The organism is Streptomyces olindensis (assembly GCF_040645895.1).
Classification (GTDB): domain Bacteria; phylum Actinomycetota; class Actinomycetes; order Streptomycetales; family Streptomycetaceae; genus Streptomyces; species Streptomyces olindensis.
On sequence record NZ_JBEYZD010000012.1, the window covers coordinates 111,231 to 129,377 of the forward strand.

The 18,147-nt window shown below is 70.6% G+C and carries 14 protein-coding genes; 3 read left to right on the top strand and 11 right to left on the bottom strand.

Annotated elements, in window-relative coordinates; genetic code table 11:
- Positions 1-90: 90 nt before the first annotated feature.
- The 8 genes from ABZ948_RS10270 to ABZ948_RS10305 form a co-directional block, all read right to left on the bottom strand.
- On the bottom strand, positions 91-1,896 hold the full coding sequence (locus ABZ948_RS10270) for a pyridoxal phosphate-dependent aminotransferase (RefSeq protein WP_359758479.1): 1,806 nt from the start codon (positions 1,894-1,896) through the stop codon (positions 91-93).
- 175 nt (positions 1,897-2,071) lie between these two features.
- On the bottom strand, positions 2,072-3,220 hold the full coding sequence (locus tag ABZ948_RS10275; protein ID WP_359758480.1) for an aldose epimerase family protein: 1,149 nt from the start codon (positions 3,218-3,220) through the stop codon (positions 2,072-2,074).
- A gap of 73 nt (positions 3,221-3,293) precedes the next feature.
- Entirely contained in the window at positions 3,294-4,538 is a 1,245-nt protein-coding gene (gene mmsB / locus ABZ948_RS10280; RefSeq protein WP_031111930.1) for a multiple monosaccharide ABC transporter permease, read from the bottom strand.
- Positions 4,535-6,085, bottom strand: coding sequence for a multiple monosaccharide ABC transporter ATP-binding protein (gene mmsA / locus ABZ948_RS10285; RefSeq protein ID WP_359758481.1), 1,551 nt, complete (start codon positions 6,083-6,085; stop codon positions 4,535-4,537). Before mmsA ends, mmsB begins: the two co-directional genes overlap by 4 nt.
- A 43-nt stretch (positions 6,086-6,128) precedes the next feature.
- A complete protein-coding gene (gene chvE, locus ABZ948_RS10290) occupies positions 6,129-7,241 on the bottom strand; it encodes a multiple monosaccharide ABC transporter substrate-binding protein (RefSeq protein ID WP_359758482.1) in 1,113 nt (370 codons plus the stop codon).
- A 142-nt stretch (positions 7,242-7,383) separates the two neighbouring features.
- A complete protein-coding gene (locus ABZ948_RS10295; protein ID WP_355717347.1) occupies positions 7,384-8,352 on the bottom strand; it encodes a glycosyltransferase family protein in 969 nt (322 codons plus the stop codon).
- Between the two features lie 129 nt (positions 8,353-8,481).
- On the bottom strand, positions 8,482-9,486 hold the full coding sequence (locus ABZ948_RS10300; RefSeq protein ID WP_359758483.1) for a zinc-dependent alcohol dehydrogenase: 1,005 nt from the start codon (positions 9,484-9,486) through the stop codon (positions 8,482-8,484).
- Positions 9,487-9,547: 61 nt separating this feature from the next.
- Entirely contained in the window at positions 9,548-10,711 is a 1,164-nt protein-coding gene (locus tag ABZ948_RS10305) for a mandelate racemase/muconate lactonizing enzyme family protein (protein WP_359758484.1), read from the bottom strand.
- A gap of 243 nt (positions 10,712-10,954) precedes the next feature.
- Between ABZ948_RS10305 and ABZ948_RS40915 the strand changes: the two genes are divergently transcribed.
- The gene (locus ABZ948_RS40915) at positions 10,955-11,809 is read left to right on the top strand and encodes an SCO2400 family protein (RefSeq protein WP_435857476.1); all 855 of its coding nucleotides are present in this window, start codon (positions 10,955-10,957) and stop codon (positions 11,807-11,809) included.
- 316 nt (positions 11,810-12,125) lie between these two features.
- On the opposite strand, the gene ABZ948_RS10310 is transcribed toward ABZ948_RS40915, so the two are convergent.
- The gene (locus ABZ948_RS10310) at positions 12,126-12,578 is read right to left on the bottom strand and encodes a MarR family winged helix-turn-helix transcriptional regulator (RefSeq protein ID WP_359758485.1); all 453 of its coding nucleotides are present in this window, start codon (positions 12,576-12,578) and stop codon (positions 12,126-12,128) included.
- A gap of 102 nt (positions 12,579-12,680) precedes the next feature.
- Here ABZ948_RS10310 and ABZ948_RS10315 point away from each other — a divergent pair, with 102 nt between their 5' ends.
- Positions 12,681-13,703 (top strand): NADP-dependent oxidoreductase, encoded by a 1,023-nt coding sequence (locus ABZ948_RS10315; RefSeq protein WP_359758486.1) that lies wholly within the window; start codon positions 12,681-12,683, stop codon positions 13,701-13,703.
- A 106-nt stretch (positions 13,704-13,809) separates the two neighbouring features.
- The gene (locus tag ABZ948_RS10320; RefSeq protein WP_359758487.1) at positions 13,810-14,229 is read left to right on the top strand and encodes an organic hydroperoxide resistance protein; all 420 of its coding nucleotides are present in this window, start codon (positions 13,810-13,812) and stop codon (positions 14,227-14,229) included.
- A gap of 68 nt (positions 14,230-14,297) precedes the next feature.
- On the opposite strand, the gene ABZ948_RS10325 is transcribed toward ABZ948_RS10320, so the two are convergent.
- Together ABZ948_RS10325 and ABZ948_RS10330 are read right to left on the bottom strand one after the other, a co-directional pair.
- The gene (locus ABZ948_RS10325) at positions 14,298-15,443 is read right to left on the bottom strand and encodes a serine hydrolase domain-containing protein (protein WP_359758488.1); all 1,146 of its coding nucleotides are present in this window, start codon (positions 15,441-15,443) and stop codon (positions 14,298-14,300) included.
- A complete protein-coding gene (locus tag ABZ948_RS10330; protein ID WP_359758489.1) occupies positions 15,440-18,013 on the bottom strand; it encodes a M14 family zinc carboxypeptidase in 2,574 nt (857 codons plus the stop codon). Before ABZ948_RS10330 ends, ABZ948_RS10325 begins: the two co-directional genes overlap by 4 nt.
- Positions 18,014-18,147 lie beyond the last annotated feature (134 nt).

Here is an 18,147-nt window from a genome sequence, read left to right on the forward strand (position 1 = left end):
ACCCCTCAGGGGCGCGGGGAACTGCGCGACAAGCCACAATCAACCCCGCGCCCGCCCACTCACAGAAACCGCTACGGCGAAAAGGCGCTGTCACCCGGTCGCCGCATTGGGCCAACTCTGCGCGGCGGGCCACCCCGTGGCCGGCGCGGGCGACAACCCGTTGGTCCCCCGGACCTGCGCGGCGGTCAGCCCGCCCCGGGCGGGAACGCCGGGCGGCGTCGGCCCGCCGAACGGCGCGGGGGCCGGCGCCGGAGCAGGGACCGGCGCCGGGGTCTGGGCCACAGGGGCCAGGGGCGGAGCAGGCGCGGCCACCGGCTGCGGCGCGGGCTGCGGCACCTGCGGCTGCGGCATCTGCTGAGGCGGCTGCGGCTGCGGCATCTGCGCCGCGGCCGGCATCGGCATCCCACCGCCCGCACCCGCCGGCACGGCGGACGCGGCGGCGGGGAGCGGCATGCCGATGCCGGCGGCCGGTGCGGGCACCGGAGCGGGGGCCGGAGCCGGGGCGGCGGGCGCCGGCGCCGGGGCGAGCCCCGGACCGCCCAGGCCCGCGGCCGCCGGCATCGGCATGGGCGCCGGCGCCGGACCGCCGAGACCGGCACTCGCGGCGGCCGGAGCCGCGGCGGGCCCCGCCCCGCCGGCGACGGCCCCCGCCCCGACGGCCTGCGCCGCCAGCCCCCGCATGCCGGACCCGTTCGTCTCGCTCACCAGCCGGTCCACGGCCGCCGTACCCGAGCTGTAGCTGGTCCCATTGCCCAGCTCGGGTACGGCGGCTCCCCTCCTGGACGTCCCGTAGAGCACCTGTTCCAGGCCGGACACCAGGCGACGCACGTCCACCTGGGGGCGCACCACGAGACGCAGGAAGCGGCTGGACGATCCGATCTTGTTGCCGCACTCGCGGACCAGGATCCGGTGCTCGGTGAGCATCCGGTCCCGGACCACGGTGCCCTCGGCACCCACGGGGAGGCGCACGAAGAGGAAGTTGCCCTGCGAGGGGTAGACCGTCAGACCGGGCAGCGCGGAGAGCTGGCTCGCCATGTCGAGGCGGTCCCGGCGCACCTGCTGCAGGCTCTGCGCGTACTCGGCGCCGTGTTCCTTCAGCATGAAGACGACGTGCTCGGCGAAGGAGTTGAGGTTCCACTTCGGGAGCATCGAGCGGACCCGGCCCGCGAGCGCCGGGTTGGCGACGAGGTAGCCGAAGCGGATGCCGTGCAGGCCGAAGTTCTTGCCGAGGCTGCGCAGCACGACGACGTTGGGCCGCAGCATCGCCTCCTGGACGACGGACGGCTCGGCCTCGGCGTCCGCGAACTCCAGGAACGACTCGTCGATGACGACGAGGTCCAGGTCGGCCATGGCGTCCATGAACTGCACGATGGCGTGCTTGTGCAGGAAGCCGCCGTCGGGGTTGTTCGGGTTGCAGATGACGGCGACGCGCGTGCCCCGGGCGCGGATGAACTCGGCGTACTGGGCGAGGTCCAGGGCGAAGCCGCTGGACTCCTGGAGCGGGAACATGTCGACCCGCTTGCCCGTCTCCATCGGCTGGTCGGTCCAGCGGCCGAAGGTGGGGACGGGGACGGCGAGGGACTCGCGCACGAGCAGGTGGTCGATCCAGGTGATGAGCTCGGTGGAGCCGTTGCCCATCGCCACGCACTGCGGCGGCAGCTGGAGGAGGCTGCACAGCTCGGCCGTGATGGTGTCGGCGCTGCTCGGGTAGTACGTGATGATGTCGCGGAGCTTGCCCGCCATGTCGTCGAACATGGCCGGGGTGGGGAAGTACGGGTTGCACGGGATACAGAAGTCCACGGGGCCGGCGCCCTCGCCGCCCTCACGTGTCAGAGCCGCCATCGACGGGCTGTGAGCCGCGGTGCTGCGGAACAGCGACGTGACGTTGTCGGCCATGGAACCTCCGTATGAGGCGGGTCCGTTGGGGACGGCCGGACCCGACGTTTAAGGGCGGCCCGCGCGGGGGAGCGCGGGCCGCCCTTAGATACGGAGGCCACTGTGACACCGTTCAACCGTCGGGAAACCGGTCAGAACTTGTGTGCCACCTGTGAAGGGTTGTCAGCGGCCGGCGTCAGCAGCCGAACGAGTGGACCGTCGTCGTGCGGTACGTCTGCCCGGGGCGCAGCACCGTCGACGGGAACGACGGCTTGTTCGGCGAGTCCGGGAAGTGCTGCGTCTCCAGGCACAGCGCGTCGCCCTGCCGGTAGGTGCGGTCGGACGGGCCGGTGAGCGTGCCGTCGAGGAAGTTGCCGGAGTAGAACTGCAGGCCCGGCTCGTTCGTGGCGATCTTCATCGTGCGGCCGGAGGCGGGGTCGCGCAGGGTGGCGACGTGCTCGGGCCGGGCGGTGATGCCCTTGTCGAGGACCCAGTTGTGGTCGAAGCCCTTGGCGGTGACCAGCTGCGGGTGGGAGACCCGGATGTCCCGGCCGATCGGCTTGGCCTTGCGGAAGTCGAAGGGGGTGCCCGCGACCTTGGCCAGCTCGCCGGTGGGGATCAGGCCCGAGTCGGTGGGCGTGTAGCGGGAGGCGGCGATGTGCAGCTCGTGGTCCTCGATCGTGCCGCTGCCCTCGCCGGCCAGGTTCCAGTAGACGTGGCTGGTGAGGTTGACGACGGTGGCCTTGTCCGTGGTGGCCTCGTAGTCGATGCGCCAGTCGCCGTGCTTGGTGAGGGTGTACGTGACCTTCGTCTTCAGGGTGCCCGGGTAGCCCATCTCCCCGTCGACGCTCGTGTAGTACAGGTACAGGCCGACGTCGGAGCCCTTGGTGAACGGCTCGATGTCCCAGACGCGCTTGTCGAAGCCCTTGGCACCGCCGTGCAGGCTCTGCTCGCCGTCGTTGACGGAGAGCTGGTAGTTCTTGCCGTCGAGCGTGAACTTGCCCTGGCCTATGCGGTTGCCGTACCGGCCGATCAGGGCGCCGAAGTACGGGCTCTTGGCGACGTAGTCCTCGATGTTGTCGAAGCCCGCGGAGACGTTGGCGTAGCGGCCGCGACGGTCGGGGATCTCCAGGGACTGGACGATGCCGCCGTAGGAGAGGACCTTCAGGCGGGTGCCGCCGTTCTCCAGCGACCAGCTGTAGATCTTGGTGCCGTCGGCGAGCTTGCCGAAGAGCGTCTTCACCGGCTTCCTGCCTCCCGTGGCGTGCGCCGTGCCGCCGAGCGTGGTGGCGGCCATCCCCGCCGCCGCGGCTCCCGCGATGACCGTGCGTCTGTTCAGTTCCATGTGCGGCTCCACCTCATTGGGAAACTGCTTGTGAAAGGACCGGGCCCCGCCTTCCGGCGGGGCCCGGTCTGTTCTACGAACCGACCTTGCGCTTGTTCCACACGTCGAACCCGACCGCCGCCAGCAGCACCATGCCCTTGATGACCTGCTGCCAGTCGGTGCCGATGCCGACGAGGTTCATACCGTTGTTCAGCACGCCCAGGACCAGGCCACCGATGATCGCGCCGAGGACGGTGCCGACACCGCCGCTCATCGACGCGCCGCCGATGAACGAGGCCGCGATCGCCTCCAGCTCGAAGTTGAGGCCGGCCTTGGGAGAGGCCGCGTTGAAGCGGGCGGCGAAGACCAGACCCGCCAGGGCCGCGAGCATGCCCATGTTCAGGAAGACCAGGAAGGTGACCTTCTTGTCCTTCACACCCGACAGCTTGGCCGCCGGGAGGTTGCCGCCGATCGCGTAGATGTGGCGGCCGATGATCGCGTTGCGCATCACGTAGCCGAAGCCGACGAGCAGCACGCCCAGGATGAGCAGCACGATCGGGGCGCCCTTGTAGCTCGCCAGCAGCATCGTCAGCGTGAGGATGGCGGCGCCGATCGCGACCAGCTTCAGCAGGAACAGCTTGGCGGGCGGGACGTCCAGGTTGAACTCCTGCTGCCGCTTGCGGTCACGGACCTCCTGGAAGATCACGAAGGCGATCATCGCGAAGCCCAGCAGCAGGGTCAGGTTGTGGTAGTTGGTCTTCGGGCCGACCTCCGGCAGGAAGCCGTTGGCGACCTTCTGCAGCCCCTCCGGGAACGGGCCGAGCGTCTGGCCCTCCAGGAAGATCTCCGTCAGACCACGGAAGATCAGCATGCCCGCCAGGGTCACGATGAACGACGGTATGCCGCCGTAGGCGATGAAGAACCCTTGGATGGCACCCGCGGCCGCGCCCACCGCCAGGCACAGCACCACGGCGAGCGGCCATGGCATGTCCTGTTTGACCATGAACACGGCGGCCATCGAGCCGACGAACGCCGTCAGCGAGCCGACCGACAGATCGATGTGGCCCGCGATGATGACCAGCATCATGCCGATCGCGAGGATCAGGATGTAGCTGTTCTGCAGCACCAGGTTGGAGACGTTGCGCGGCAGCAGCAGGTCGCCGTCGGTCCACACGGCGAACAGGACCACGATCAGGCCCAGCGCGATCAGCATGCCGTACTGCCGCATGTTGCGGCGCATGCCGTCCATCACCAGCTGCAACAGTCCGTCGCCGGTGGCCGCCCCTCCCTTGCCGGGCGGCGCGGGGGCCGGCGTCTTGGCGGTCACGTCCGTGCTCATCGGGATACCTCTTTGTCCTTCGTCATCTGACGCATCAGCGATTCCTGGGAGGCCTCGGCCCTCGAGAACTCACCCGTCAGCCGCCCCGCGGCCATCGTGTAGATGCGGTCGCACATGCCGAGCAGCTCGGGCAGCTCGGAGGAGATGAAGACGACCGCCTTGCCCTGGGCGGCCAGCTGGTCGATGACCGTGTAGATCTCGTACTTGGCGCCGACGTCGATACCGCGCGTCGGCTCGTCCAGGATCAGCACGTCCGGACCCGAGAAGATCCACTTGCTGAGGACGACCTTCTGCTGGTTGCCGCCGGACAGCTTGCCCACCGGCTCGAAGACGGTCGGCGCCTTGATGTTCATGGACTTGCGGAAGCCCTCGGCGACCTGCCGCTCCTCGTGCTCGTCGACCACACCGCGCTTGGCGACCTTGCCCAGGGCGCTCAGCGAGATGTTCCGGTTGATGGTGTCGATGAGGTTCAGGCCGTAGTGCTTGCGGTCCTCGGTGACGTACGCGATGCCGTGCTTGACCGCCTCGGGGACGGTCTTGGTACGGATCTCCTTGCCGTCCTTGAGGACGGTGCCGCCCGCGTACCGGCCGTAGGTGCGCCCGAAGACGCTCATCGCGAGTTCGGTGCGGCCGGCGCCCATCAAGCCCGCGATGCCGACGATCTCCCCGCGCCGCACGTGCAGCGACACGTCGTCGCACACCTTGCGCTGCTGGTCGATCGGGTGGTGCACGGTCCAGCCCCGGATCTCCAGGGCCGGGGCGGCGCCCTCCTCGGGCTCGTGCGGCGACCGCTCCGGGAAGCGGTTCTCCAGGTCGCGGCCGACCATGCCGCTGATGATCCGGTCCTCGGTGGTCTCCGGGGCCTTCACGTCGAGGGTCTCGATGGTCTGGCCGTCGCGGAGGATCGTCACCGAGTCGGCGACCTTGCGGATCTCGTTGAGCTTGTGGGAGATGATGATCGAGGTGATGCCCTGCTTCTTCAGCTCCAGGATCAGGTCCAGGAGCTTGCCGCTGTCCTCGTCGTTGAGCGCCGCGGTGGGCTCGTCGAGGATGAGCAGCTTCACCTTCTTCGACAGGGCCTTGGCGATCTCCACGAGCTGCTGCTTGCCCACGCCGATGTCGGCGACGCGGGTGTCCGGGTGGTCGGAGAGACCGACCCGGCGCAGCAGTTCGCTGGCGTGGCGCAGGGTCTCGGTCCAGCTGATGATCCCGCGCGTGGCGTGCTCGTTGCCGAGGAAGATGTTCTCCGCGAGGGAGAGGTACGGCACCAGGGCCAGCTCCTGATGGATGATCACGATGCCGCGCTCTTCGCTGGCCCGGATGTCCTTGAACTGGCAGACCTCTCCCTCGAAGAGGATGTCGCCCTCGTACGTGCCGTGCGGGTGGACGCCGGAGAGGACCTTCATGAGGGTCGACTTGCCGGCGCCGTTCTCCCCGCAGATGGCGTGGACCTCGCCCTGCCGGACGGTCAGCGTGACGTCCGACAGCGCCTTGACGCCGGGAAAGGTCTTGACGATCGAGCGCATTTCCAGGACGGGTCCCGCCATGGTCGTGCCTTCCAATCAGTGGTGAGTCGGGTGGGCGGCGGGACTACTTGACGTCGCTCTCCTTGAGGAAGCCGGAGTCGATGAGCTCCTTCTGGTAGTTGCTCTTGTCGACGGCGACCGGCTCCAGCAGGTAGGCCGGGACGACCTTCGCGCCGTTGTCGTAGGTCTTGGTGTCGTTGACCTCGGGCTTCTTGTCCTTCAGCAGCGCGTCGACCATGTTCGCGGACACCTTGGCGAGCTCGCGGAGGTCCTTGAAGACGCTCATCGACTGCTGGCCGGCGATGATCGACTTCACCGAGGCGACCTCGGCGTCCTGTCCCGTGACGATCGGCAGCGGCTTGGCCTTGGAGCCGTAGTCGTCGGACTTCAGCGCGGACAGGATGCCGATGGAGATGCCGTCGTAGGGGGAGAGGACGGCGTCGACGCGCTCGCGCTTGTAGGCCGACGTCAGGATGTCGTCCATGCGCTTCTGGGCGGTGCCGCCGTCCCAGCGCAGGGTCGTGACCTGGTTGAGCTTGGTCTGGCCGGAGCGGACGACGAGCTGCTTCTTGTCGATGTAGGGCTGCAGGACCTTCATCGCGCCGCCGAAGAAGTAGCGGGTGTTGTTGTCGTCGTTGGAGCCGGCGAACAGCTCGATGTTGAACGGGCCCTTCTTGGAGCCGTCCTTCAGGCCGAGTTTCTCGACGATGTAGGAGCCCTGGAGTTCGCCGACCTTCTCGTTGTCGAAGGAGGCGTAGTAGTCGACGTTCGGCGAGCCGAGGATCAGGCGGTCGTAGGAGATGACCGGGATGTTGGCGTCCTTGGCCTGCTGGAGCACGTTGTTCATCGACTTGTTGTCGATCGCGGCGATGATCAGCGCCTTGACGCCCTGCGTGATCAGGTTCTCGACCTGGGAGACCTGCTGGTCCGGGTCGTCCTCGCCGTAGACCAGCTTGGTCTTGTAGCCCTTGGACTCCAGCTCCCTGACGACGTTGTTGCCGTCGGCGATCCAGCGCTCGGAGGACTTCGTCGGCATCGCGATGCCGATGGTCCCGCCCTTGGCGTCCCCCTCGCTCTCCTTGCTGCCGCCCTCGCTGTTCTGGCCGCAGGCGGACAGGGTCAGGGCGAGGGACGCGGCTCCGGCTATGGCGGCGAGAGCGGCTCTGCGATTACGCATGATCATCATCCTTGATGTGTGTGCAGGGCTCGGTCTGGGAGGCGCGAAGTCGCTCCGGGTGGTCGTGCCGGAAAGACCGAGAAGAGATGTGTCGGATTGTGGTCGGCTGTGTCTTCTTTTGTGAAGGCGAGTAGCCGGAACGTTATGACGAGATTTCGAACCGTTGCAGATCGCCCGGCAGTCGCGAGCCGAGCGGCGCCATGTCGCCGTCCGCCCCGTGGCGCGCCAGGAGATCCAGGGCGAGCCGGCCGCGCCGCACGCGTTCCTTGGCGGTGGCCAGGGTCAGCTCCCGCATGTGGTGCCCGTACGGGTAGATCCCGGGCGCCTTGGAGAGGCCGAACTTCAGATAGAGCGGTGCGCCGCGTCTGATCAACTCGGCGACCTCGTACATCCGGACGTAGCCGCCGAGGTCGTCGGGGGCCTCGATGTACATGTCCATAGGAGCGCCGGACACCCGGCGGATCTCGGTGAGGTGATCGAGCGTCAGATCGCTCGGCACGTTGACCGAGTCGGCGCCGAGGCGCTCGTACACGGCGTACGCCGCCGGGTTGACGGGACCGATGAGCGCGCTCACCTTGAGCGTCGTGTCGGCCGGGATGATGCCGGCCGCGCGGGCCCGGTGCAGCGTCCACAGCACGCCCTCGTCGGCGACGAGCAGGCACTTGACGCCCAACTCCGTGGCTCTGACGGCGTCTTCGACACAGCCGGCGACGGCGTCGTGGCCGCGGGCGCGCAGTCCGGCCCCCCGCGAGTCGGTGCGGGTGGACCCGCCGATGTCCCACGTGCCGCGCGGGCCGGTGAACAGGCAGAGCTCGATGTCGCGTTCGGCCGTCGCCTCCACCATCTCGGTGATCTCGGCGTCGGTCAGCATCCACACGCCGCTGCCCTGGCTGATCCGGTGGATCGGCACGTCCAGCCGCGAGGCCTCCTTCAGGACCACCGCCAGTGCCTCGGGGCCCTCGCAGGAGGGGATCTCGGTGCGCCAGCGGCCGCCGCCGGGGAAGGAGTGCGGGGAGGCGTCGGCGGGGTCGAGGGCGGGCGCGTTCAGGCCGAGTGTGGTGAGCGCCTGCTCACCGGGCCTGCGGGCTGCCGTGGTGGAAGCGTCGGTCACAGGAATGTCCTTCGGTTCGATATTTCGGACGAGGTTCGCGGCTCTGGGTGGGGCAGGGCCCTGTCGGGGGGCAGGGCTGGGTGTACGCCGGTACGGGAGCCGTCAGGTTGCCCCCGTACCGGCGTACGTCTAGGGGCGGAGCAGCACCTTGCCCACCTTCGGATCGCCTGCTCCCACCAGATCGATGGCCTGCGAGAACTCGGCGAGCGGCAGCTCGTGCGTCACCAGCGGCAGCGGGTCGAGCAGACCGGCGGCGAACACCCGCACCGTGTGCGCCCAGGCGTCCGGCGGCGCACCGAAGACGGTGTGCACCTCCAGCTGCCGTACGACGAGGTCGGTCGGGTCGAGACCTTCGGCACCCGGCGCCGGGATCCCGGTCAGGACCAGCCGCCCGCCGCGCCGGAGCAGGGCGGCGGAGATCCGCGCGGCATCCGCGGACCCGGCCGTCTCGATCACCACGTCGAAGTCGTCCGGGAGGTCTTGGTCCTTCGTCCGGAAGTCCGTCGCGCCGTACTGCCGCGACAGCGCCTCACGGTCCCGGCGGGTGCCGACGACCAGCAGCTCGGCCGGCGAGTTCGCCTTGAGGAACTGCACGGCGAACATGCCGAGCGTGCCCGTGCCGACCACGGCGACCCGCTCGCCCGGCTGGGCGTTCCCCTTCAGCGCCGCCGCCGCGATACAGGCGGCGGGCTCCAGCAGGGCCGCGGCGGTGAGGTCGCAGTCGTCCGGGAGGGCGTGCAGCAGACGCGCCGGGAGGGTCAGCGTGGCCGCCATCGCGCCCGGCTGGGTGAACCCGGTCTCCTCGTACCCGGCCGTGCACAGGGTCGTCTCGCCCGCGTGGCAGCGGTCGCAGACCTGGCAGTTGCGGAAGCCCTCACCGACGACCTTGCGGCCGACGAGGGACTCGGGCACACCGGCACCCACCGCCTCCACCGTCCCGGACCACTCGTGGCCCGGGGTGAGCGGGTAACGCACGTACCCCTCGGGGCGGTTGCCCTGGTAGACCTCGCGGTCGCTGCCGCAGATCCCCGAGGCGTGCACGCGCACCAGGGCCTCGCCGGCCTCGGGCCGCCGTGGCTCGTGCGGGACGAGGCGGTGCTCGCCCGGCGCGTCGATCACTACCGCGGTGCTCACGTCGCTCCCCCGAGTTTCGAAGGTTTCGGATGCCGGCTGAGGGTTTCCCGGTGCCGGACGGTCACTGGGAGCCCTTGGGCTTGCGCTGCTCCCAGCCTTCCGCCCACAGGTCGAAGCGGGCCTGCTGCTGCGGGAACTCCGCGGCGGCGTCGACGTCCAGCTCCACGCCGAGACCCGGGGCGTCCGAGAGGTGGAAGCAGCCGTCCTCCGGGTTCACCTGCGGGGCGCCCTTGACGACCTTCTTGATCTCCGCGTCCGCGAAGTCGTTGAAGTGCTCAAGGATCTTGAAGTTCGGGGAGGTGAAGCCGACCTGGAGGGACGCGGCGGTCAGCACCGAGCCGCCCACGTTGTGGGGCGCCACCAGCATGTAGTGGGTCTCGGCGGTCGCGGCGAGCTTCCTGGTCTCCCAGATGCCACCGATATGGCCGACGTCCGGCTGGATGATGTCCACGGCCTGGCTCTCGAACAGCTCGCGGAACTCGATCCGGTCGTGGATGCGCTCGCCCGTGGCGACCGGCATGTCGACCTTCGCCGCGACCTTCTCCAGCGCCTTGAGGTTCTCCGGCGGGACCGGCTCCTCCAGCCACGCCGGCTTGAACGGCGCCAGCTCCTTGGCCAGGCGCACGGCCGTGGCGGGGGAGAAGCGGCCGTGCATCTCCAGCATCAGCTCGGCCTCGGGGCCGATGGCGTCCCGGACGGCCTCGATCAGGGAGACGGCGTACAGGGTCTGCTCGTGGTCCAGCTCGAAGTGGCCGGTGCCGAAGGGGTCGATCTTGAGCGCCCGGTAACCGCGCTCCATGACCCCCTGAGCGGCCTTGTGGTAGGCCTCCGGGGTGCGCTCGGTGGTGTACCAGCCGTTGGCGTACGCCTTCACCTTGTCGGTGACCTTGCCGCCCAGCAGCTGCCAGACGGGGACGCCCAGGGCCTTGCCCTTGATGTCCCAGCAGGCCATCTCGATCACGGCGATGCCGGACATCACGATCTCGCCCGCACGGCCGTAGTCGCCGTACTTCATCCGCTTGACGAGGTCCTCGACAGCGAACGGGTCGGAGCCGAGAATGTGGTTGGCCTCGGCCTCCTTCAGGTAACCGAGAAGGGCGTCGGTGTGTCCCAGCATCCGGGTCTCGCCGACTCCGGTGATCCCCTCGTCGGTGTGCACCTGGACGTACGTCAGGTTGCGCCACGGCGTCCCGACCACGTGTGTGCTGATTCCGGTGATGCGCACGGCGGTAGTCCCTCGCAGGTTCGTCGGCTCAGTTTCCGTCAGTCATTCAGTTCGACGTGTTCGATATTTCGGCACACGTTCGAAATGCTGGCGTGACAGTAAGGACGCGGCGGTGGGGGTGTCAATGGGTCGCGCGCATAACGGTTTCGACAGTTTCGAAACCACGGGCGGGGTGTGTCCCTACAGAACCTTCACAGCTGGATCTAGGAACGTGACCGGCGCGGAACTTAATCTTCCCGCGTCATGGACTACTGCGACCCGTGCCGACGGCACCTGAACGGCGCCCTCGCCTGCCCGGGGTGCGGCACCTCAGCCGAAGCGCTGCGCTGGCGTGAGCCGGAGTACCACGCTGTGCCACACGGGAGCGGGGGCGTGACCGACGGGGCGGGTGGGTTCCACGGGGCGGAGGAGGGCTCCGGCTCTCACGGGGACTACAGCACCGACGAGGATTACGGCACCGACGGGTCCGATGAGCCCGATGAGCCTGACGAGGGCGACGAGGGCGAAAACCGGGAGCACTTGGGGCGTGCCGCGCGGCGGCGTGGGCGGGGGCGCGGGCCGGTCACGGAGGGTCCGGGCCCGGGCGGGGCGAGCCGGCGGGACCGGAAGGCCGCGGCGCACCGCCGGCGCCGACGCCGGACGCTGTTCATCGCGGCCGGGTTCGTGCTGGCCGCGGGCGGGCTGAGCCTCGCCGAACTCGGCATGGACGCGCCGAAGTCGACACCGAAGCCGGCGGCGGCCGGTGGTGAGTCGGCGGACGGGGACGCGTCCGTGGAGGCGGGGGAGCCGGGCCGCTCGTCGGGCGAGGCCGCGCGGGCTGACGGGGCGTCTGGGTCCCCCTCCCCGGGGGCTTCTGACTCGCCGTCGGCTTCGGCGTCCCCGAAGGACGGGAAGTCGAAGTCCCCGACGGAGGAGGAGACTCCGGGCGATGCGGAGTCGGCCACGGCGGGCACGTCCCCGAGCCGGCCGACGTCGGCTCCCACGGCCGCACCTCCGGCACCGGCACCGACTCCGACGCCGGGCCGCACCACACCACCCCCCGAGCCGGAACCGTCCCCGTCGGAAACCTGCAACCGCTTCCTGTGGTGGTGCACGTAGCGCGTGACGCCGGGTTGTGGGTCGGGGCCGCGCCGGGGGGTGTCCGTCCTCGGAACGGCGCGATCGACTTGCGTGCCGACTGACTGTTCGTTGACGCGCCAACCGCTGCGGGCGGACACCCCCCGACACGTCCCCTTGCGTGGTCCGGCGGCTGCGGGTGCGTAGGGGCTGGCGGGCCGCCCGTCCCGCCTAGCTGCGGGCAATCGTGCCGCTAAGGGCGGCACGGGTGGGCGCAGCGGCACCCCGCAACGCCGGGCTGCGGACCCACCCGGCACCAGCACCAACGCCGAGCACCTGAAAACGCCCCCGCCCCGCCCTACCCCAGCATCCCCCGCAACGCATCCCGCAGCGCCAGCCTCTCCCCCTCCGACAGCCCGGCCAACGGCTCCCGCGCGAACCGCAGCGACTCCCGCAGGCTCCGCGCCACCCGCCGCCCCTCCTGCGTCGCCGCCGCCACCTTCACCCGCCGGTCCGCGGGGTCCGGACGCCGCTCCACCAGCCCGCGCGCCTCCAGCCGGTCCACGATCCCGGTCACGTTCGACGGCTCGCACTTCAGCCGCTGCGCGAGCCTCCGCATCGGCAGCGGCTCCAGGCACAGCAGGCTCAGCAGCCGCGCCTGCGCCCCCGTGAGGGCGTGCTCCGCCGCCGCCGACTCGTAGTCCTCGTGGAACCGCGCCACGACCTCTCCGATCAGCTCGACGACCTCGAGCGTCAGGGGATCGGGGCGGCGGTTCGTCCTGCTCTGGGGAGTCGGTGTGGTGGAGACCATGCGATCGAGGGTACCCGGTTATTTGACAACCTGAAATTTTCAGGAGCATGGTTGTTTCAGGTACTGAAACATTCGCAACCACCACGTGAGGACAGGCGCACCATGACCGACACCCCCACCCTCCCCGCCGTCAGCCGCGAATGGCACCTGCTCAGCCGCCCGGTCGGCTGGCCGAAGCCCGAGGACTTCGCCCTGGTCGAGGCGGAGGTGCCGCAGCCCGGTGAGGGGCAGGTCCTCGTCCGGAACAAGTACCTCTCCGTGGACCCGTACATGCGCGGCCGGATGAGTGCCGCCAAGTCCTACGTCGCCCCGTTCGAGCTGGGCAAGGTCATGCAGGGCGGTGCCGTCGGCGAGGTCGTGGCCTCCAACGCGGAGGGGCTGTCCGTCGGGGACCACGTGCTGCACTTCTTCGGGTGGCGGGAGTACGCCGTCGTCGGCGCCAAGAACGCCGTGAAGGTGGACCCGGAGGCCGCGCCGCTGTCGACGTACCTCGGTGTCCTGGGCATGACCGGCCTCACCGCCTACGCGGGCCTGCTGCGCACCGCCGCCTTCAAGGAGGGCGACGCGGTCTTCGTCTCCGGTGCCGCCGGGGCCGTGGGCGGCCAGGTCGGCCAGATCGCCCGGCTGAAGGGTGCCTCGCGGGTCATCGGATCCGCCGGGTCGGAGGAGAAGGTGAAGCTCCTCGTGGAGGAGTACGGCTTCGACGCCGCCTTCAACTACAAGGACGGCCCCGTGAGCGAGCAGCTGCGCGCCGCCGCTCCCGACGGGATCGACGTCTACTTCGACAACGTCGGCGGTGACCACCTGGAGGCGGCCATCGGATCCCTCAACCAGGGCGGCCGGATCGCCGTCTGCGGGATGATCTCCGTCTACAACAACACCGAGCCCGCCCCGGGCCCGAAGAACCTCGCCCGCCTCATCCAGACCCGCGGCCGCATCGAGGGCTTCCTGGTCGGGGACCACTACGACCTCCAGTCGCAGTTCGTGCAGGAGGTCGCCCCCTGGGTCGCCTCCGGCGAGCTGAAGTACCGGGAGACCGTCGTCGAGGGCATCGAGAACAACCTGGAGGCCTTCCTGGGCGTGCTGCGCGGCGACAACACCGGGAAGATGATCGTCAAGCTGTGACGGCTCCCGACACCCTTTGCTGGACTTCCGGCATGCGGTAGTTTCTTTCCGAATCTGTCCCGGCCCGGGCGCGAGCCGCGGCGGACGACCGAAGGAACACAACCGCATGCCGATCCAGCAGTCCGACGTCCTGTACACCGCCGTCGCCACCGCCGAGAACGGGCGCGACGGGCGGGTGGCCACCGATGACGGCCGGCTCGACGTCGTCGTCAACCCGCCCCAGGCGATGGGCGGGAGCGGCGCCGGCACCAACCCCGAGCAGCTGTTCGCCGCCGGGTACAGCGCCTGCTTCCAGGGCGCCCTCGGTGTCGTCGCCCGACAGGAGGGTGCCGACCTCACCGGTTCGACCGTGACCGCGAAGGTCGGCCTCGGGAAGAACGGGGACGGGTTCGGGATCATCGTCGAGATCTCGGCCGACATACCGAAGGTGGACCGGGGCACCGCGCGGTCGCTGATCGAGAAGGCCCACCAGGTGTGCCCGTACTCGAAGGCGACGCGCGGGAACATCACCGTGACGCTCGTCTGACGACAGTCGTTGTCTGCGCGGAGGCCGCATCCTTGGACGTGGGATGCGGCCTCCGTCCGTGCCCGGGGTCAGCGGGCCAGCGCCGCCTTGTGCACCGCCCGCGCCAGGCGGTCGTTCTCCGGGGCCGCGCCGCCGGGGAAGGCGAACCGGCGCCGCGTGTATCCGTACGCGAGGCCGCTCCACGGGTCCGCGAAGGCCTGCGAGCCGCTCGCGCCGCTGTGCCCGATCGTCCCGGCCCCGAGGAACGGGTGCCACGTGTCAGCCGTGGTCTGGAAGCCGAGGCCGAACGACTTGTGGGCCCGGGCCACCAGGTCGTAGCCGACCGAGTGGAACTGGCCGAACTCCGCCACGGTGTCCGGCTTCAGCAGCGGCGCCTGCTCGCCCACCTCGCTGATCGCCGCCGCATACATCCCCGCCAGGCCCCGCGCCGACGCCACCCCGCCCACCGACGCCGGGCCCTTCGCGCGCACCAGCGGCATGTTGGGCAGCGAGGCCAGGTCGGTCGGCTCGGACGCGTGCCCGTTGAAGGCGATCGAGGCGAGGGTGTGCGGGCCCGTCGGGGCGGCGTCGAGGAGGGCCTGCTCGTCGGGGGTCGGGGCCAGCGGCTGGGTGGTGCGGAAGCGCGGCTCCTGGGGCGCGGGCAGACCGAGGAAGAAGTCCAGGCCGTACGGGGCCCTGATCCGCTCCTGGTACACCTCCTGGAGCGTGCGGCCGGTGGCGCGGCGCACGACCTCGCCGGCCAGGGCGCCGCTGACCAGGGCGTGGTAGCCGAACGCCGTGCCGGGCCGCCAGAACGGCCGCTGGTCGGCGAGGCGTTCGGCGAGCTGGCGGTCGTCGGCCAGCTCCGCGAGCGTGAAGCCGCCGTCCGTGCCGACCACCCCGGCCCGGTGCGCGAGCAGCTCGCGCAGGGTCAGGGCGCCCTTGCCCTCGGCCGCGAACTCCGGCCAGTAGTACGTCACCTTGCGGTCCAGTTCCAGCGTGCCGTCCTGGACGAGGAGGGCGACGACCAGGGCGGCGGCGCCCTTGGTGGACGAGAACACGCCGTAGAGGGCGTCCGCGTCGGTCCCCGCCCACAGGTCGACGACCTTGCGGCCGTGCACGTAGGCGCACAGCTGGCCCTCGTAGTCGGGGCGTTCCCCGGCCACGCACGCGGCGAACTCCTCACGTACGTCCTCGAAGCCGTCCGCCACGGTGCCGTGGATCTCCTGCGTCATCCGCTCTCCTCAACTGAACCGCTGTGTGCCACTGTGAACAATGCCCGTGCCACCTGCGGGAATTCCCCCTTCGGATGGTCCCGGAAGAGGGGTTCGGTGCCGAACAGGACCGTGCGCCCGCCGCTCACCACCGAGGCCTGCCCCGCGGCCTCGGCGGGGCCGCCGGTGCCGTCCCGGAGCGGGCGCCAGTGTCCGGAAACCAGCGGGTTCCCGGCCGCGTACGACTGCTCCACGCGCACACCGGGACCGAGACGGGTGAACCAGAGAGGGGCGTAGACGAACCCGTGGGGCGCCGCGTCGCGGGTGAGCGCGCCCGAGTTCACCGTGCGGACGACTCCGTTGGCCGCGTCGTCGCCCGCGACCGGCTCGACGGACAGCCGCCCCGCCGCCGCGTTCAGGGCCGCTCCCGTCGCACCCCGGCCCACCAGGCCGTGGCCGTCGAGGAAGGTGTCCAGGGCGGTGCGGGCGGAGGCCGACAGGGCGGCGCGGTTCAAGCCGGTGGAGACGAACAGCACGTCCGCGGCGGACCAGTCGAAGCCCGCGTTCAGGACCGCCGTCGAGACCGGCGTGACGTCGAAGCCCATCTCCCGCAGCGCGAACAGCTCACCCGGTGTGACGGCGGCGGCGACCCGGACGCGGCGCAGGGGAGTCGTGCCGGTCGCCCGCGTGGCCGTGAAGGCGACGTCGTGGGCGCGGGCGGCGGTGCGCGCGGCGCGCCGGGCCGACGCCGGGACGACCACGCTGCCGTCCGCCGCCCGGCGTACCGGAACCCCCTCGCGGAGGAGGGAGTTGAGCGCGGCGACCTCGCGCGGGTCGGTCAGGCGCAGACGGAGGTCGCCGTACGCGGGCACGTGGGCGACGGGGGCCGCCTCCGTGACCGGGCGCAGGGGCGCGCCCCGCAGGCTGCCCGACGGCACCCGCTCGACCGTGGCGCCCCACAGGCGTCCCAGGCTCCAGCCGGAGATGTCGTACATCTCCGAGACCCGGTCGCTGATGTCCCGGCCGTCGGCCAGCAGCACGTTCGCCATGCCGCGTTTCGGCTGGTGCAGGTCGACGACGTACGAGCCCTCGGGGTAGGTCCGTCCGGCGAGACGGAAGGGGCGGGTGGCGCGGGTGACGCGGACGTCGTTGGCGAGGAGGTGGTCGACCAGGCGGGCGGCGGCCGGCGCCGAGCGCTGGGTGCGTGAGGTGCCGGGCGGGATGACGTAGGCGCGCGGGAAGGTGGTCGTGTAGACGTCCTCCGGGCCGATGCCGGGGACGCCGGGGACCGTCTCGGGCGACACCGGAACCTGCGGGGCACCGGCCGCGCCGCGTCGGAAGACCTCGATCTGGTCGGCGACGAGTCCGGCACGGTGCTCGCGGACGTGGTCCAGGGTGGCGCGGATCGCCGCTCCCGCCACGGCCGTGTTGACCGCCGAGCGGCGGCGCAGCTCCGGGACGGGCAGCTCCTCGTACTCCTCGTTGTTCACCGGCAGCGGGATCTCGACCGTGTGGGCGGCCACCGTGCCGTGGAAGGCCGCGTACTGCGGGGTGAAGATGGGCGGCCAGTCGTCCCAGCCCTCCTCCTGGTCGCGGAACGGGATCTGGGCCGGCTCCACGCCGTCCTTCCCGGGCGTGAAGCCGAGGGCGTTGACGGCCGACTCCATGCCGAGGGCGTTGGCGTAGGAGTTCTTCAGGAAGAGGTCGTACTCGTAGTTCTCGCCGTGCGGGGGAGTGGTCGGCTCGATGAGCGTGCCGTTGACGTAGCCGTGCAGGTCCAGCAGGACGGCCGGCTGCTTGTCCAGCTCGATCCGCCGCATGACGCGCGTCTCGGGCTGGGACGCGGTGACGAAGTCCCGGTTCAGGTCGAAGCCGTTGGCGTTGGCGCGGGTGCCGGCGATACGGCCGTCCGGATTGGCCGTGATGTTGAAGTACAGGCGGCTGTGCGCGAGGAGGTCGCGGGTGCCGGCGTCCTTGGCGGTCGCGAGCCGCTCGACGATCCTCAGGGCGGCGTCCGTGCCCTCCCACTCGTTGCCGTGGATGTTGCTGTTGACGAAGACCGGCGTCTTGTAGTCCCGCCTGATCTCGCGGGACTCGGCGGCCGTCGCGGGGGCGTTCTCGATCAGGTCGCGCATCCGTTCCTGGGCGCGGGCCTCGCGGGCGGTCTCCGGGGCGGTGACGGTGACGAGGTAGAGGCGGTGGCCGCCGGCCGAGCGGCCCGTCACCTCCACGCTCACCCGGTCCCCGAGGCGTTGCAGCGCGTTCAGCTTCGGGGCGATCCCGTGGTACGGGGTGAGGCCCAGCTTCAGGGACTTGTCGCCGGGGTTCACCGGGTCCGGGGAGAGGGTCTGACGGCGGGGGTAGCCGCGGGTGTCCGCGGCGGCGGAGGTCCCTTCGGGAGCGGCCAGGGCCCGCCGGGCGGCGCTCGCCGGAGCCTGGGCCGCCCGGCCGTCCAGGGCGGCGCCCTCGCGGGTGACGGGCTTCGGGTCCGCGCCGGCGGCGCCGGGGGCGAGCAGGAGCGAACCCGCCGTGGCGAGGGTGAGGGTGACGATCAGCGCAGGTCTCGCAGGAACGGTTCTCGTGGTGCGCACGCAGTACCTCCCGAGGGGCTTCCTGAGATCGGTACGGCGAGGTGTACCGGTTCGACTCAACGGCAACAAGGGCGCGTTGGTGTCACCGGTGACCCGGATGGCTCTGCGGAGCACGCCCCGCCTGACCTGGGCGG

Bases quoted from the DNA above. Each gene is read 5' to 3' on its own strand.
- ABZ948_RS10270 (WP_359758479.1), bottom strand. From the start codon at position 1,896: ATGGCCGACAACGTCACGTCGCTGTTCCGCAGCACCGCGGCTCACAGC.
- ABZ948_RS10275 (WP_359758480.1), bottom strand. From the start codon at position 3,220: ATGGAACTGAACAGACGCACGGTCATCGCGGGAGCCGCGGCGGCGGGG.
- mmsB (WP_031111930.1), bottom strand. From the start codon at position 4,538: ATGAGCACGGACGTGACCGCCAAGACGCCGGCCCCCGCGCCGCCCGGC.
- mmsA (WP_359758481.1), bottom strand. From the start codon at position 6,085: ATGGCGGGACCCGTCCTGGAAATGCGCTCGATCGTCAAGACCTTTCCC.
- chvE (WP_359758482.1), bottom strand. From the start codon at position 7,241: ATGCGTAATCGCAGAGCCGCTCTCGCCGCCATAGCCGGAGCCGCGTCC.
- ABZ948_RS40915 (WP_435857476.1), top strand. From the start codon at position 10,955: ATGGACTACTGCGACCCGTGCCGACGGCACCTGAACGGCGCCCTCGCC.
- ABZ948_RS10310 (WP_359758485.1), bottom strand. From the start codon at position 12,578: ATGGTCTCCACCACACCGACTCCCCAGAGCAGGACGAACCGCCGCCCC.
- ABZ948_RS10315 (WP_359758486.1), top strand. From the start codon at position 12,681: ATGACCGACACCCCCACCCTCCCCGCCGTCAGCCGCGAATGGCACCTG.
- ABZ948_RS10320 (WP_359758487.1), top strand. From the start codon at position 13,810: ATGCCGATCCAGCAGTCCGACGTCCTGTACACCGCCGTCGCCACCGCC.
- ABZ948_RS10325 (WP_359758488.1), bottom strand. From the start codon at position 15,443: ATGACGCAGGAGATCCACGGCACCGTGGCGGACGGCTTCGAGGACGTA.